Genomic DNA, 15,002 nt, shown 5'->3' with positions numbered 1-15,002 from the left:
ACATGTCCGCCGAGACCACCAACCCGTCGACCGACGCGGTCAGCGCGTACGACGTGGACCACCCGGCCCCGGTCATCGAGCCGCCGCGGGCCCGTACCCGTAAGACGCCCAAGACGACCCGTACCAACTTCGAGATGTACGGCTGGCTCTTCATGCGCCTGTCCGGCATCGTGCTGGTCGTCCTCGTCCTGGGCCATCTGCTGATCCAGCTGGTGCTGGACGGCGGTGTCACCAAGATCGGCTTCGCCTTCGTGGCCGGCCGGTGGGCCTCCCCGTTCTGGCAGGCATGGGATCTGATCATGCTGTGGCTCGCCACGCTGCACGGCGCGAACGGCCTGCGCACGATCATCAACGACTACGCGGAGCGGGACAACACCCGCCTGTGGCTGAAGGGGCTGCTGTACACGGCGGCCGGATTCACCATCGTGCTCGGCACTCTGGTGATCTTCACCTTCGACCCGAACATCCGCTAGGCCCCGGGGCTGAGGTATCCACTCATGAAGATCCACAAGTACGACACCGTCATCGTGGGCGCCGGCGGCGCCGGCATGCGCGCGGCCATCGAGTCGACCAAGCGCAGCCGTACGGCGGTGCTCACCAAGCTGTACCCCACCCGCTCCCACACCGGCGCCGCCCAGGGCGGCATGGCCGCCGCCCTCGCGAACGTCGAGGAGGACAACTGGGAGTGGCACACCTTCGACACGATCAAGGGCGGCGACTACCTGGTCGACCAGGACGCCGCCGAGATCCTGGCGAAGGAGGCCATCGACTCGGTCCTCGACCTGGAGAAGATGGGCCTGCCGTTCAACCGGACCCCGGACGGCACGATCGACCAGCGCCGCTTCGGCGGCCACAGTCGTAACCACGGCGAGGCCCCGGTCCGCCGGTCCTGCTACGCCTCGGACCGCACCGGCCACATGATCCTCCAGACGCTGTACCAGAACTGCGTCAAGGAGGGCGTGGAGTTCTACAACGAGTTCTACGTCCTGGACCTCCTGATGACCGAGGTCGACGGGGTCAAGCGCACCGCGGGTGTCGTGGCGTACGAGCTGGCCACCGGCGAGCTGCACGTCTTCCAGGCGAAGGCCGTCGTCTTCGCCTCCGGCGGCTGCGGCAAGTTCTTCAAGGTGACCTCCAACGCCCACACCCTCACCGGTGACGGCCAGGCGGTCGCCTACCGGCGCGGGCTGCCGCTGGAGGACATGGAGTTCTTCCAGTTCCACCCGACCGGCATCTGGCGCATGGGCATCCTGCTGACGGAGGGCGCCCGCGGTGAGGGCGGCATCCTCCGCAACAAGGACGGCGAGCGCTTCATGGAGAAGTACGCGCCGGTCATGAAGGACCTCGCCTCCCGCGACGTGGTCTCCCGCTCCATCTACACGGAGATCCGCGAAGGCCGCGGCTGCGGTCCCGAGGGCGACCACGTCTTCCTCGACCTGACCCACCTGCCGCCGGAGCAGCTGGACGCCAAGCTGCCGGACATCACCGAGTTCGCGCGCACCTACCTGGGCATCGAGCCGTACACCGACCCGATCCCGATCCAGCCGACCGCGCACTACACGATGGGCGGCATCCCGACCAACGTCGAGGGCGAGGTGCTCTCCGACAACGACACCGTCGTGCCGGGGCTCTACGCCGCGGGCGAGGTCGCGTGCGTGTCCGTGCACGGCGCCAACCGGCTGGGCACCAACTCGCTGCTCGACATCAACGTGTTCGGCCGCCGCGCGGGCATCGCCGCCGCCGAGTACGCCGCCACGGCCGACTTCGTCGAGCTCCCCGAGGACCCGGCCGGGTTCGTCCGCGACCAGGTCGAGAACCTGCGCGACGCCACCGGCACCGAGCGGGTCACCGAGGTGCGCCGGGCGCTGCAGGAGACCATGGACAAGAACGTCATGGTCTTCCGCACCGAGCAGACGCTCAAGGAGGCCGTCGAGGAGATCGGCAGCCTGCGCGAGCGCTACAAGAACTGCTCCGTCCAGGACAAGGGCAAGCGGTTCAACACCGACCTGCTGGAGGCCATCGAGCTGGGCAACCTGCTCGACCTGGCCGAGGTCATGGCCATCTCCGCGCTGGCCCGCAAGGAGTCGCGCGGCGGCCACTACCGCGAGGACTACCCGAACCGCGACGACGTCAACTTCATGCGGCACACCATGGCGTACCGAGAGGTGGGCGCGGACGGCTCCGAGTCCATCCGCCTCGACTACAAGCCGGTCGTGCAGACCCGCTACCAGCCGATGGAGCGTAAGTACTGATGAGCACCCCCACGCTTGAGAAGTCCGACAAGGCCCCGGAGCCGGCCGACGCCACCGCCGCGCACACGATCACGGTCACCTTCCGGATCCGGCGCTTCAACCCGGAGGTCGCGGCCGAGTCGTACTGGGAGGACTTCCAGCTCGACATCGATCCCAAGGAGCGCGTCCTCGACGGCCTCCACAAGATCAAGTGGGACCACGACGGCACCCTGACCTTCCGCCGTTCCTGCGCCCACGGCATCTGCGGCTCCGACGCCATGCGGATCAACGGCCGCAACCGGCTGGCCTGCAAGACGCTGATCAAGGACATCAACCCGGAGAAGCCCATCACGGTCGAGGCCATCAAGGGCCTCACGGTCCTCAAGGACCTGGTCGTGGACATGGACCCGTTCTTCCAGGCCTACCGCGATGTGATGCCCTTCCTGATCACGACGGGCAACGAGCCGACGCGGGAGCGCCTGCAGTCCGCCGAGGACCGCGAGCGCTTCGACGACACCACCAAGTGCATCCTGTGCGCCGCGTGCACCTCCTCGTGCCCGGTGTTCTGGAACGACGGCCAGTACTTCGGCCCGGCGGCGATCGTCAACGCGCACCGCTTCATCTTCGACTCGCGCGACGAGGGCGGTGAGCAGCGGCTGGAGATCCTGAACGACAAGGACGGCGTCTGGCGCTGCCGCACCACCTTCAACTGCACCGACGCGTGCCCGCGTGGCATCGAGGTCACCAAGGCCATCCAGGAGGTGAAGCGCGCGCTGATCACGCGTCGCTTCTGAGCCGCCCGCAGGTCTGCTCGTGACGGGCCCGCCCCCTTTGCCCGGGGGCGGGCCCGCCGCGTTTTCACGCCCGTTGAACGCCCGCCGCGACCCCGACGTACCTCCTGGGGAAGAGGGTGGATGGGGCACGTTCATCAAGGGGTGAAAGCGTGACCGGCACGCAGGAGCGCGGCGCTGAGGAACGAATCGGCCGGCCCATGAGCGACAGCCGCCCGTTAAGTGATGAACTCGCATGGCGCGGCGGGCTGGATCCGGTGCGCGCCACCCGCATCGGGCTGCAACTGCTCGCCGTCCTCGACTCCGCCCATCGCGCGGGCATCGTGCACGGTGACATCAGCCCCGCGCGGGTCCTGCTGCGCTCGGACGGCGAGGTCGTCCTCTCCGGTTTCGGCCATGTCGGCGCCGAGCCGTCGCGGCAGGTCACCGACCCCGCGTACGCCTCCCCCGAGCAGGCGCGCGGCACCGGCGCCTGCGCCGCGTCCGACCTGTGGGCGCTGGGCGCGGTCCTGTTCGCCATGGTCGAGGGCCGCCCGCCGCACCGGGGCCGGGACTCACCGGAGGAGACGCTGCGGGTCATCCGCGAGGAGCCCGTGCCGCCCCCGCCGCACGCCGGACCGCTGGTCCAGGTGATCCACGGGCTGCTGCGCGACGATCCGCGGGAGCGGCTGACCGCACCGGTCGTACGGCGCGCACTGGAGCGCATCCTCAACGAGGGCGAGCCCGTAGCGATCCGTGCCGCGCCGCGCATGCCGTGGCTGCGCAACACCTACGAGGCGTGGTTCCCCTCTGCGCGGCGCGGTGGCGGGAACGGCGACGGGCGCGGGAGCGGGAACGGCGACAGGCGCGGCGACGGGCGCGGGGGCCGCAGAGCCGGCCCGCTCGCGCTGGCCATCGCGACCCTGGTCCTCGGAACGGCGGCCTCCGTGCTGGCCCTGGTCACCACCAGCGGCCTGACCGGAGGCGACGACCGCGCCTCCGACACCTCCCCCTCCGCCCCACCACCGGGCGGGGCCGCCCCGAGCCTGCCGCGCGAGGACCCGCCGCCCTCCACCCCGGGGGACTCGGCCCCGCCCGGGTCGTCCGCCCCCGGCCAGCCCCCGCCTTCCTCGTCCGCTCCCCCGCCCGCCGGCTCCGGCGGCGGCGCCTACCCCGGCCCCGACGACCCGCCGCCGTCCGGCTACTACCGCTACACCAGCGATTCGGGCGGGTTCTCCATCGACCTCCCCAAGGGCTGGAAGCAGGTCGAGAGCGGCTCCCGCTTCCACATCAAGTTCACCGCCGAGGGCGACGACCGCAATCTGGTGGTGACCTTCGGGAAGGGCCCCGAACAGGACCCCGTCGACGGCTGGAAGCGCCTGATCCCGACGATCGAGAAGCTCTACCCCGGCTTCCAGCGGATCGACGACATCCGCCGGGTCGACTACCGCGGCTGGAAGGCCGCCGACATGCAGTGGACCACCGCGGTCGGGAAGGAGCACCTGCGCACCTTCGGCCGCGGCTTCCTGGTCGGCGACGGCCGGGGCTTCTCCATCCGGTGGACGACACCGGCGGACGACTGGAACGCCAAGGAGAACAAGCAGGCCCTCGGGATCTTCCTCGGTTCGTTCGAGCAGACCAAGGGCTCGAAGGACACGAAGGAGGGCTCGTAGAAGGCCCGCTCGTACGGCCAGCTCGCTACTGATCAGGCGCGGGTCGAGGCCAGCTCGACGACGGTGACGTCCGGCGGCGCGCCGACCCGCACCGGCGGGCCCCAGGCGCCCGCGCCGCGGGTGACGTAGAGCTGGGTGTCGCCGTACCGCTCCAGCCCCGCCACGGTGGGGTTGGCCAGCTCCGCGACGTAGTTGCCGGGCCACAGCTGCCCGCCGTGCGTGTGGCCGGACAGCTGGAGGTCGACGCCGCGCTCGACCGCGTCGTCGATCACCACCGGCTGATGGGCGAGCAGGACGGACGCCCGCGCCCGGTCGCGGCCGCCGAGCGCCCGCTCGAAGTCGGGCCCCTGCCCCTCGTCCTCGCCCGCCACGTCGTCGACCCCGGCGAGGTCGAACCAGGGCAGCTCGACGCGCTCGTTCTCCAGGGGACGGACGCCGAGTTCGCGGACGTGGTCGACCCACTCCCGGGCGCCGGAGAAGTACTCGTGGTTCCCGGTGACGAAGAAGCTCCCGAGCCGGCCGCGCAGCCCGCGCAGCGGCTCGGCGGCCGGGCCGAGGTCCGCGACGCTGCCGTCCACGAGGTCGCCGACGACGGCGATGAGGTCGGGGTTCGTGCGGTTGATCGTCTCGACGACGCGCCGGGTGTGCGAGCGGCCGAGGACCGGGCCGAGGTGGATGTCGCTGACGACGGCGATCCGGAAGCCGTGCGCGCGGCGCGGCAGCTTGGCGAGCGGCACGGTGACCCGCCTGACCCGCGGGCCGCGCAGCACGGTGTACGTCCCGTACCCGACCGTCCCGGCGGCCGCCGCGGTGGCGCCCGCGGCCACGGTCCGTGCGACGAACAGCCGCCGCGACGGCGTACGGACCGGTTCGGGGCTCTCGGGTGTCTCGGGCGCCTCGGGTGTCTCGGGCGCCTCGGGCGCCTCCATCGTCATGGCGGCCGCACCTCCCGGCGCGGCCGCGGGCACCGGGGCCGGGGCGGGCGCGGGAGGGGAGGCGGGCGCGGGGGCCGGGGCGGGGGCGGTTCCGGCGGTGGCGCGGCGCTTCAGCCAGGCGCTCAGGAGGGGGCGTACCGCCTCGCCGACCAGCAGGGCCAGGGTCAGATACAGCAGCAGCGCGAGCCACAGATACCCCGGCCAGGCGAGCACCCGCTGGACCGGGAAGGGCACCCCCCGTACGCCCCGCGACCAGGGCCCCGACGCTGATCAGCGGGAGCGCGAAGGCCGCCGCCGTGCCCGTACGGCGTGCCCGTCCGCCGGGCGCCGTGGTGTCGCGGACCAGCCGCCGCCACACGTACCAGTGCACGCCGACGAGCAGACCGACGACGGCCAGTGCGATCAGGACGAAGAGCACGACCATCCCCGGTCCTCCCCTATGCGGCTATGCGGCTATGCGACTGTGCGGCTTGCGTGCGGCTTGCGGCTCTGTGCGGCTTGCGGCTGTGCGGCGATCTGGACGGCTACTCTTCGGCGTCATCTCGGCGCAGAGCGCGCAGTCCGCGCAACCCGATCACCCCGATGGCCGTCCCCAGGAGAAAGGACGTAATCGCGAGGAGCAGGTGCACCCAAAAGTACGCGGTGGGGTCGCCGGCGTCGTCGAAAGCGAGTCCGCTGGCGTCCTTCCACAAGTTCTTGACAAAGGTGAACCAGATGACCCAGCTCCAGACCCCGAAGGCGAGCAGGAACCAGGACACGGGGCGGCTGAGCTTCATGGTCTCCAGTATGGATACCCCCGCCCGTACCTCCACGCGGGGGTCCACCACCCGGAAGACGGCGGTGCTTTCGCCGTCCGGCGCGGCTGCGGGTACGTTCACAGACGTGCCGATCTCTTCGAACACCTTCCCGTCGCGAGGCGCCGCCGCGCCGCTGGCCATCACCGCCGCACTGTTGCTGTCCACCCTGCTGTCCACCTCCCCCGCGCTCGCCGCCGACGACCCGGGCAGCGCCCAGGGAGCCGAGGCAGCGCAGCCTCCCGCCCGGATGTCCACGGTGGGCGGGGCGCGGCTCGGCCGCCCCGGCACCCAGGTGGATCCGAAGCGGGGCGCGCCCGCGCTGCCGAGGGACCTGAGCGGTAAGTCCTGGATGGTGGCCGACGCCGAGTCGGGCGCTGTGCTGGCCTCGCACAACGCCCACTGGCAGCTGCCTCCCGCGAGCACGCTGAAGATGCTGTTCGCGGACACGGTGCTGCCGAAGTTCCCCAAGACGCAGAAGCACACGGTGCGGATGTCCGACCTGGCCGGGATGGGCGCGGGCAGCAGCCTGGTCGGCGTGAAGGAGAACCTGAGCTACACGGTGCACGACCTGTGGCTGGGCGTCTTCCTGCGCTCGGGCAACGACGCGGTGCACGTGCTGTCCGCGATGAACGGCGGCGTCCCGGCGACCGTGCGGGACATGCAGGCGCACGCCAAGCAGCTGAACGCGCTGGACACGCACGTCGTCACGCCGGACGGTTATGACGAGGACGGCCAGTACAGCAGCGCGTACGACCTCACGCTGTTCGCCCGGTCCGGGCTGCAGAAGGCGGACTTCCGGGAGTACTGCTCGACGGCGACCGCTCAGTTCCCGGGGGAATACAAAAAGGACAAAAAGGGCAAGAAGGTCCGCATGAGCTTCGGGATCCAGAACACCGACCGCCTGCTGACCGGCATCGACGTCAAGCCCTACAAGGGGCTGGCGGGGGTCAAGAACGGCTATACGAGCAAGGCGGGCTCCACCTTCACCGGTGTGGCCCAGCGCGGCAAGCGGGTGCTGTTGGTCACGGTCATGAACCCGCAGAAGGCGGAGCCCTACGGGGTCTACAAGGAGACGGCGAAGCTGCTCGACTGGGGATTCAAGGCGGCGGACTCGGTGAATCCGGTCGGCACCCTCGTCCGCCCCGGTCCGGCGGGCCTGGACCAGAGCAATGCCTCGGCGGGCGGCGCGAAGAAGGGGCACGAGCACGCCCAGGCGGCCGTCTCGGGCGGCGCTGCCTCCGGCGGCATGTGGACGGCGGCCGGGATCGCGGCCGGTTCGCTGGCCGTGCTGGGCGCGGTGGCGTACGCGGTGCACCGCCGCTGGCCGCGCCGGGGCTGACGGAGGGCGCCCGCCCCGGGCGCCGTACGACGGACGAGTCGTCAGGCCGCCGAGCGGCCGGGCCCTTCGGCCCGGCCGTTCGGCCCGAGCGTGTCCGTATCGGATTCGGCGGTCTTCTCACCGGCCCCCTTTTCCTTCCCCTTCCCCTTCTCCGGCTCCTTCTCCGGCCCCTTCCCCTTCTCCGGCTCCTTCTCCGGCTCCTTCTCCTCGCCCAGCTCTTCGGCAGCCGATCCGGTGGCGGTCCAGGCGGCGCAGTAGAGCGTGAGCTTCGCGGTGAAGTTGATCCACAGCAGCAGCGCGATGGGCACGCCGAACGCCCCGTACATGCTCTTGGCCGCCACCCCTTGCAGATAACTGCTCAGCAGCAGCTTCAGCAGTTCGAAGCCGATCGCGCCGATGAGCGCCGCGACCACGACCCTCCGGCGCGACGGCTCGACCCTGGGCAGCCAGGTCAGGACGTAGCACAGCAGCAGGAAGTCGGCCGCGACAGCGATCAGGAACGCGGCGATGCGCAGCAGCCAGCCGCCCACCCCGTACTCGGGGATGTGGAGGAGCTGCGTCACCCGGTTGACGACGGTGACGGCGAGCGTCGAGATGGCGAACGAGCCGACGGCGACGCCGCCCAGGCCGATGAGCACCAGCCCGTCCTTGAGCTTGCGCACCACGGGATTGCTGCCGGGGTCCTCGTCCAGCTCCCAGACGGCGCGCAGGCATTCGCGCAGCGAGCCCACCCACCCGATGCCGGTGAACAGCAACAGGGCACCCGCGACGATCCCGATGGTCCCGGCGTTCTGGATGAGACCGCTCAGATCGAGCTGACCGGAGATGCCGGGGATCTGCTGGGCGAGCTTCCGCTGCAGCTGATGCATCTGCGAGTCGGTGAGCGTCGCGGCGCCGACGGCCGCTCCCACGGTGACGAGGGGGAAGAAGGCCAGAAAGCTGATGAAGGTGATCGCGGCGGCCAGGCGGGTCCAGTGGACGCGTTCCAGCCGTTCGTAGGAACGCCAGGCGTGGGTGCGCATCACCCGGGCGAGGGCGGGGCCGATGAGCGGCAACCGGGTCAGCCAATCCATGATCAACAACTACCCTTCCGCCGATTTTTACTCCTCGGCGGCGGGTTCCCGTTTCTCCGCTACTCCACGACTCCGTTACTCCACTTCGCCGAGCGCCCTTTCGGCCGAGGCGCACGCCCGGAGCTGCCAGGGCTCAGCGGGGCTCACCAGGGGGAGGGGGTGGCCGGGCGGGTGAGATCGACCTGACGGGGCACCAGGGGGGAGCCCCCCTCCGACGGTTCGCCCGAACCGAAGGGGTATTCGCGGTCGAGCCGCCACACCCCGTCCGCCCCCTGCTCGTACAGCGCGAAGCCGTTGATCGTCCAGGCCGCCTCGAAGTCCTGCAGCTCCGCGAACGCCCGGTCCATCGCGTCCTCGTCGATGCCGTGCGCGACGGTGACGTGCGGGTGGTACGGGAACTGCAGCTCACGGGCGCACGGCCCGTGCGCAGCCCGGATCCGCTCCTGCAGCACCATGCACTCGTCCGCGCCTTCGACGACCTGGACGAAGACGACGGGCGAGAGCGGACGGAAGGTGCCCGTCCCCGCCAGCCGCATCGGGAAAGCCCGTCCCTCGGCCGCGACCTGGGCCAGATGGTCCTCGACGGCGGGCAGCGCCGCGGCCTCGACCTCGGTCGGCGGGAGGAGGGTGACATGCGTGGGGATGCCATGAGCGGCCGGGTCCCCGAAGCCCGCGCGCCGCTCCTGGAGGAAGCTGCCGTACGGCTCCGGGACCGCGATCGAAACGCCGAGCGTTACGGTCCCCACTGCGTTCTCCCTCCTGGCCCTCCCGGGCTGCTGGGCTTCAGTCCGCTGCACCGATGCCAGTGTGGCGGCTGTGCCGCCTTCGCGGCTGGATTCCTCGATTCTTCGGCGCACGGGCCGAAGAACCCCCTGGTCAGGGGCGGAAAGCGGTACACTCCGTCGGCGGCCGCCGAGGCGGCGCCCACGGTGGACGCCCGCCCTTGGCGCCCCCCGTTCGACGCCCCGTTCGACGCCCCGGTCGGCACCCGCCCGGACGCTCAGCGCGTCGCGGGCAGGAATCCCACCTTGTCGTAGGCGAGCGCCAGCGTCTCGGCGGCGACGGCACGGGCCTTGTCCGCCCCCTTGGCCAGGATTCCGTCCAACGTCCCCGGGTCCGCCAGGTATTCCTGGGTCCGCTCGCGGAACGGCGTCACCCACTCGACCAGCACCTCGGCCAGGTCGGTCTTGAGCGCGCCGTACCCCTTGCCCTCGTACCGGGTCTCCAACTCCGCGATGGAGCTGCCGGTGAGGGTGGAGTAGACGGTCAGCAGATTGCTGACGCCGGGCTTCTTCTCCTCGTCGAAGCGGATCTCGGTCTCCAGGTCGGTGACCGCGCTCTTGATCTTCTTCGCGGAGACCTTCGGCTCGTCGAGGAGGTTGATGATGCCCTTGGGGGTGGAGGCCGACTTGCTCATCTTGATCGTCGGGTCCTGGAGATCATAGATCTTCCCGGTCTCCTTGACGATGAACGGAGCGGGGACGGTGAAGGTCTCGCCGAAGCGGCCGTTGAACCGGTCCGCGAGGTCGCGGGTCAGCTCGATGTGCTGGCGCTGGTCCTCGCCGACCGGGACGTGGTTGGCCTGGTAGAGCAGGATGTCCGCGACCTGGAGGATCGGGTACGTGAAGAGGCCGACGGTCGACCGGTCGGCACCCTGCTTGGCCGACTTGTCCTTGAACTGGGTCATGCGGGAGGCCTCGCCGAAGCCGGTGAGGCAGTTCATCACCCAGCCGAGCTGGGCGTGCTCGGGCACATGGCTCTGGATGAAGAGCGTGCAGCGGTCCGGGTCGAGGCCGGAGGCGAGCAGCTGGGCTGCGGCGAGCCGACTGTTGGCTCGCAGCTCCGCCGGATCCTGCGGCACGGTGATCGCGTGCAGGTCGACGACGGTGTAGAACGCGTCGTGGGTCTCCTGCAGCGCGACGTACTGCCGGATCGCACCGAGGTAGTTCCCGAGGTGGAACGAGCCTGCGGTGGGCTGGATACCGGAGAGCGCACGGGGACGATCAAGGGCCATGCCACCCATTCTCTCAGGTGTGGAACCAGAGTCGGTCCGCCGGTGTATCAAAGGTGTGAGGACTCGTGAGGGGGCGCGGGAGGGGGACCTCGTCGCGCAAGACGCAAGGCAAGACGCAGGGCAAGACGCAGGGCAGGAATCAGGGCAGGAGGCGGCGGGGCCGGATGCGGCCGTGATCGCTCGGGTGCGGGCCGGGGAGACCGAGGCGTATGCCGAGCTGGTGCGTGCCCATGCGCCGATAGCGCTGCGTACCGCCGCGCTGATGGGTGCGGGCGCGGATGCCGAGGATGTGGTGCAGGACGCCTTCGTGAAGGCGTATCTCGCGCTGGGCACCTTCCGGGGTGACGCGGCCTTCCGGCCGTGGCTGCTGCGGATCGTCGCCAATGAGACGCGGAACGCGGTGCGCTCGGCGCGTCGGCAGCAGACCGCGGTCGACCGCGAGGGGGCGATGACCGGAGCCGATCCGGCGATACCGGAGAGCGCGGATCCGGCGGCCGTGGCGCTCGCGGACGAGCGGCGGGCGCGGCTGATGGCCGCGCTGGAAGAGCTGAGCGAGCCACAGCGGTGGGTGGTCACCTACCGCTATCTGCTGGATCTGGACGAGGCGGAGACGGCGGCGGCCCTGGGCTGGCCGCGCGGCACGGTGAAGTCGCGGCTGAGCCGCGCGCTGCGGCGGCTGGAGCTGCTGCTGGAAGCGGACGAGGTGACCCCGCCCGGTGAGGGGCCGGGGCGGGCACGGCAGGGAGGCATAGGGGATGGACGGGGAAGGGCTGCCCGGCGAGCTGCGGGCGCTCGGGCGCGCGCTGGAGGGGCCACGGCCCGCCGACCCACCGGCGGGCGGCCCTCAGGAGGACGGCCCCCAGGCGGGCGGCCCCCTGGCAAACAGCGTGCCGTCGGCGAGCGGCGAGACGATGGCCGAGCGGGTGCTGGCCCGGATCGTGGGCATGCCGGATCGGGCGGCGCCCGGTGACCGCATCCATGAGGAGCAGTGGTGGCAGGAGCTGCCCGGGCTCGAGGCCGGGCAGGGGCCCACAAGCGCCCCCGGCCGGTCGGCGGACCGGCGGCGCGACGCGCCGCCCTCGCCCCGTCCGCCTCAAGCCTGACCCCGGCGGTTCGACGCTCGGCTCGCCGGTCACGGAGCACACCCCCACCCTGGGTGGTGTCGCAGCTTCTCGGTGGCGTCCCAGAGCGGAGTCACAGAGCGGTGTCCCAGCACGGTGTCACAGAGCAGTGCCCCCAGCACGGTGCCCCAGCACGGTGTCCCGGCACGGTGTCCCGGAACGGAGGACGTCTTGACCTCGACCGACCGCCCCTCGGAGCGCGCCATCGCGGCCGCCGAGGCCCACAGCGCGCACAACTACCATCCGCTTCCGGTCGTCGTCGCCTCCGCCGAGGGGGCGTGGATGACCGATGTGGCGGGCCGCCGGTATCTGGACCTGCTCGCCGGATATTCCGCGCTCAACTTCGGGCACCGCAACCGGCGGCTGATCGACGCCGCCAAGGCGCAGCTGGAGCGGGTCACGCTCACCTCGCGCGCGTTCCACCACGACCGGTTCGCCGCCTTCTGCGCGGAGCTGGCGGCGCTGTGCGGGATGGAGACGGTGCTGCCCATGAACACGGGCGCGGAGGCGATCGAAACGGCGATCAAGACCGCCCGCAAATGGGGCTACCGCGTCAAGGGCGTGCCGGACGGGCGGGCCAGGATCATCGTCGCGGACAACAACTTCCACGGCCGTACGACCACGATCATCAGCTTCTCCACCGACCCGGAGGCCCGCGCGGACCACGGCCCGTACACCCCGGGGTTCGACATCGTGCCGTACGGCGATCTGGCGGCGATGGAGGCGGCGCTCGACGCCGGGGCCGGGGAGACGGTCGCCGTGCTGCTGGAGCCCATCCAGGGCGAGGCGGGGGTGCTGGTGCCGCCACCCGGATATCTGGCCGGGGTGCGCGAGCTGACCCGGGTGCGGGGCGTGCTGTTCATCGCCGATGAGATCCAGTCGGGCCTGGGCCGCACCGGGAAGACCTTCGCCTGCGAGGACGAGGGCGTCGTTCCGGATGTCTATGTGCTGGGCAAGGCGCTGGGTGGCGGGGTGGTGCCGGTGTCGGCGGTGGTGTCCTCCGCCGAGGTGCTGGGCGTCCACCGCCCCGGTGAGCACGGCTCGACCTTCGGCGGCAATCCGCTCGCCTGCGCGGTCGCGCTGGAAGTGATCGCCATGCTGCGGACCGGGGAGTTCCAGGGGCGCGCGGCCGAGCTGGGCGAGCATCTGCACCGGGAGCTGGCGCGGATGGCCCGCGGTGGGGCGGTGGAGGAGGTGCGGGGGCGCGGGCTGTGGGCCGGTGTGGACATCGAGCCGTCGCGCGGCACCGGGCGGCAGATCTCCGAGCGGCTGATGGACCGCGGGGTGCTGGTCAAGGACACCCATGGGTCCACCATCCGGATCGCACCGCCCCTGGTGATCGGCAAGGAGGATCTGGACTGGGGCCTGGACCAGCTCAGGGCGGTGCTGGCGGAATGAGGCGTACTGACGGAATGAGGCGTGCTGACGGAGCGGCCCGAGGCCGCACATCGCTGTGGCGCCGCTTAAAGGATCACGTGTGGCACAAAGCGCGCGTACTCGTCCGTGATCAGCCCGGCCGACTCCCGGATGCCGAGCCCCGCGGGCTCGTCCTCCACCACCCACGCCCCGAGCACGACGCGGTTGCCGTCGATGTCGGGCAGCGGGGCCAACTCCTGGTAGCAGCAGGCCTCGTCCCGGACGACGGGCTCCGCGCCCGGCTCGTGCACGGTGACGCCCGCGCCCTCCCGGCCGAGCAGCGGCTTGGCCACGTAGCCGGTGGTGCGGGCCAGTTCGCGGGGCCCGTCGAGGTAGGCGGGCAGCAGGTTGGGGTGGCCGGGGTACAGCTCCCACAGGATGGCCAGCAGTGCCTTGTTGGACAGCAGCATCTTCCAGGCGGGCTCGATCCACAGGGTGGAGCCGGTGCCCCCGCCGTTGTCGATCGTGTCCAGCACATGGGGGCCGAATTCGTCGGTGACCAGCCACTCCCAGGGGTAGAGCTTGAAGCAGCCGCGGATGAAGCGGTGCCGCAGGTCCACGAAGCGCCCGGAGAGCCGTTCCCAGCCGATGTCCTCCATGGAGATCGCCTCGGTCCGCAGCCCCGCCTGTTCGGCCGTCTCCCGCAGGTAGGCGACGGTCATCAGGTCCTCGCCCAGCTCGTCCCCGGCCGAGTGGGCGAAGTACAGGGGCACGCCCGGCGGCAGCAGGGCGGCCTGGTGCCGCCAGGCGTCGACCAGCCGCTCGTGCAGCGAGTTCCACTGGTCGGCGCCGGGGAAGCGGTCCTCCATCCAGAACCACTGGGCGCTCGCGGCCTCCACCAGCGAGGTGGGCGTGTCCGCGTTGTACTCCAGCAGCTTCGCCGGGCCCGGACCTCCGTCGTACCGCAGGTCGAACCGGCCGTAGACGCTGGGTTGTTCGGCCCTCCGGCGCCAGGACTCGGCGACCAGCTCGGCCACCCGCGGATCCTCGATGCCGAGGTCGGCGAAGCGGTCGGCGTCGACGATGTGGGCGGCCGCCTCCAGACACATCCGGTGCAGCTCCTCGACGACCTCCTCCAGCGCCTCGACCTCGGGCAGCGTGAAGGCGTAGTAGGCGCTCTCGTCCCAGTAGGGGCGCAGCGAGCCGTCCGGGTAGCGGGTCAGGGGGTAGATGACCCCCTGCTCCTCGACCGTTGTCTGCCAGTCGGGGCGGGGGTCGATGGTGTGACGCTTCATCGGGTCGCCGTCCGGTCAGCCGCCGCCGGATCCCGAGCAGCCGAACCCGCCGCGGTCGGCCGCCTGGCTCTTGCTGAAGGTGCCCTCGTCGGCCCAGCGGCCGTCGACGTCCGGGTCGTAGTACCAGTCGCCGTCGGCCCGTTTGGTGGTGCCGCGGCTGCTCTTCTTCTTGCCGCCCGTGGAGCTCGAAGAGCTTTTGCAGGCGCTGGAGTCGACGATGCGGTAGCCCCTGACCGCGTCGTAGCTGTCCGGGTCGACACAGCGCTTGTCGGGCTCCGATCCGCAGGAGGTGAGCGCCGCCGCGAGTGCGCCCATACCGCCCAGGATCACCGTGCTCGACCGCAGTCGTCGTGGACCGGTCCGTTCCATCGGTTCTGCTCCCCCGTTCGTCGGTCCGC

General features: G+C 71.1%; 12 protein-coding genes and 2 pseudogenes. 7 read left to right on the top strand and 7 right to left on the bottom strand.

What is annotated here, in order from left to right:
• Positions 1 to 2: 2 nt before the first annotated feature.
• The 4 genes from ABZ562_RS09045 to ABZ562_RS09030 all read left to right on the top strand — a co-directional run bounded on the left by ABZ562_RS09045 (position 3) and on the right by ABZ562_RS09030 (position 4,674).
• Positions 3 to 473, top strand: coding sequence for a succinate dehydrogenase hydrophobic membrane anchor subunit (locus tag ABZ562_RS09045; RefSeq protein WP_055546828.1), 471 nt, complete (start codon positions 3 to 5; stop codon positions 471 to 473).
• 24 nt (positions 474 to 497) lie between these two features.
• A complete protein-coding gene (gene sdhA / locus ABZ562_RS09040) occupies positions 498 to 2,252 on the top strand; it encodes a succinate dehydrogenase flavoprotein subunit (RefSeq protein WP_361475790.1) in 1,755 nt (584 codons plus the stop codon).
• A complete protein-coding gene (locus ABZ562_RS09035; RefSeq protein WP_361475788.1) occupies positions 2,252 to 3,025 on the top strand; it encodes a succinate dehydrogenase iron-sulfur subunit in 774 nt (257 codons plus the stop codon). Before sdhA ends, ABZ562_RS09035 begins: the two co-directional genes overlap by 1 nt.
• 197 nt (positions 3,026 to 3,222) lie before the next feature.
• Positions 3,223 to 4,674: a serine/threonine-protein kinase gene (locus ABZ562_RS09030; RefSeq protein ID WP_361475786.1), complete on the top strand. Its 1,452-nt coding sequence runs from the start codon at positions 3,223 to 3,225 to the stop codon at positions 4,672 to 4,674.
• Positions 4,675 to 4,706: 32 nt separating this feature from the next.
• On the opposite strand, the pseudogene ABZ562_RS09025 reads toward ABZ562_RS09030, so the two are convergent.
• Both ABZ562_RS09025 and ABZ562_RS09020 read right to left on the bottom strand, forming a co-directional pair.
• Positions 4,707 to 6,033 (bottom strand): annotated as a pseudogene (locus ABZ562_RS09025) (metallophosphoesterase).
• A gap of 100 nt (positions 6,034 to 6,133) precedes the next feature.
• Positions 6,134 to 6,385, bottom strand: coding sequence for a hypothetical protein (locus ABZ562_RS09020; protein WP_361475784.1), 252 nt, complete (start codon positions 6,383 to 6,385; stop codon positions 6,134 to 6,136).
• Here ABZ562_RS09020 and ABZ562_RS09015 point away from each other — a divergent pair.
• Positions 6,324 to 7,745: a D-alanyl-D-alanine carboxypeptidase gene (locus ABZ562_RS09015; protein ID WP_361475782.1), complete on the top strand. Its 1,422-nt coding sequence runs from the start codon at positions 6,324 to 6,326 to the stop codon at positions 7,743 to 7,745. The two genes, ABZ562_RS09020 and ABZ562_RS09015, sit on opposite strands and share 62 nt — an antisense overlap.
• A 41-nt stretch (positions 7,746 to 7,786) precedes the next feature.
• On the opposite strand, the gene ABZ562_RS09010 is transcribed toward ABZ562_RS09015, so the two are convergent.
• The 3 genes from ABZ562_RS09010 to trpS all read right to left on the bottom strand — a co-directional run bounded on the left by ABZ562_RS09010 (position 7,787) and on the right by trpS (position 10,832).
• Complete coding sequence (locus ABZ562_RS09010; RefSeq protein ID WP_361475780.1) at positions 7,787 to 8,818, bottom strand: YihY/virulence factor BrkB family protein; 1,032 nt, start codon at positions 8,816 to 8,818, stop codon at positions 7,787 to 7,789.
• Between the two features lie 143 nt (positions 8,819 to 8,961).
• Complete coding sequence (locus ABZ562_RS09005; RefSeq protein WP_361475778.1) at positions 8,962 to 9,564, bottom strand: 2'-5' RNA ligase family protein; 603 nt, start codon at positions 9,562 to 9,564, stop codon at positions 8,962 to 8,964.
• Positions 9,565 to 9,818: 254 nt separating this feature from the next.
• Positions 9,819 to 10,832 (bottom strand): tryptophan--tRNA ligase, encoded by a 1,014-nt coding sequence (gene trpS / locus ABZ562_RS09000; protein ID WP_361475776.1) that lies wholly within the window; start codon positions 10,830 to 10,832, stop codon positions 9,819 to 9,821.
• Between the two features lie 172 nt (positions 10,833 to 11,004).
• On the opposite strand from trpS, the pseudogene ABZ562_RS08995 reads away from it, so the two are divergent.
• Positions 11,005 to 11,523 (top strand): annotated as a pseudogene (locus ABZ562_RS08995) (sigma-70 family RNA polymerase sigma factor); the annotation flags it as partial.
• A 601-nt stretch (positions 11,524 to 12,124) separates the two neighbouring features.
• On the top strand, positions 12,125 to 13,351 hold the full coding sequence (gene rocD, locus ABZ562_RS08990) for an ornithine--oxo-acid transaminase (RefSeq protein ID WP_361475774.1): 1,227 nt from the start codon (positions 12,125 to 12,127) through the stop codon (positions 13,349 to 13,351).
• 65 nt (positions 13,352 to 13,416) lie between these two features.
• Here rocD and ABZ562_RS08985 read toward each other — a convergent pair whose 3' ends face one another.
• Positions 13,417 to 14,604: a glutathionylspermidine synthase family protein gene (locus ABZ562_RS08985; RefSeq protein WP_361475772.1), complete on the bottom strand. Its 1,188-nt coding sequence runs from the start codon at positions 14,602 to 14,604 to the stop codon at positions 13,417 to 13,419.
• A 15-nt stretch (positions 14,605 to 14,619) separates the two neighbouring features.
• Positions 14,620 to 14,973 (bottom strand): hypothetical protein, encoded by a 354-nt coding sequence (locus tag ABZ562_RS08980; protein WP_361475770.1) that lies wholly within the window; start codon positions 14,971 to 14,973, stop codon positions 14,620 to 14,622.
• Positions 14,974 to 15,002 lie beyond the last annotated feature (29 nt).

It is taken from the genome of Streptomyces sp. NPDC019937 (assembly GCF_040631655.1).
Taxonomy (GTDB): domain Bacteria; phylum Actinomycetota; class Actinomycetes; order Streptomycetales; family Streptomycetaceae; genus Streptomyces.
This window is presented reverse-complemented; position numbering and strand designations above follow the sequence as displayed.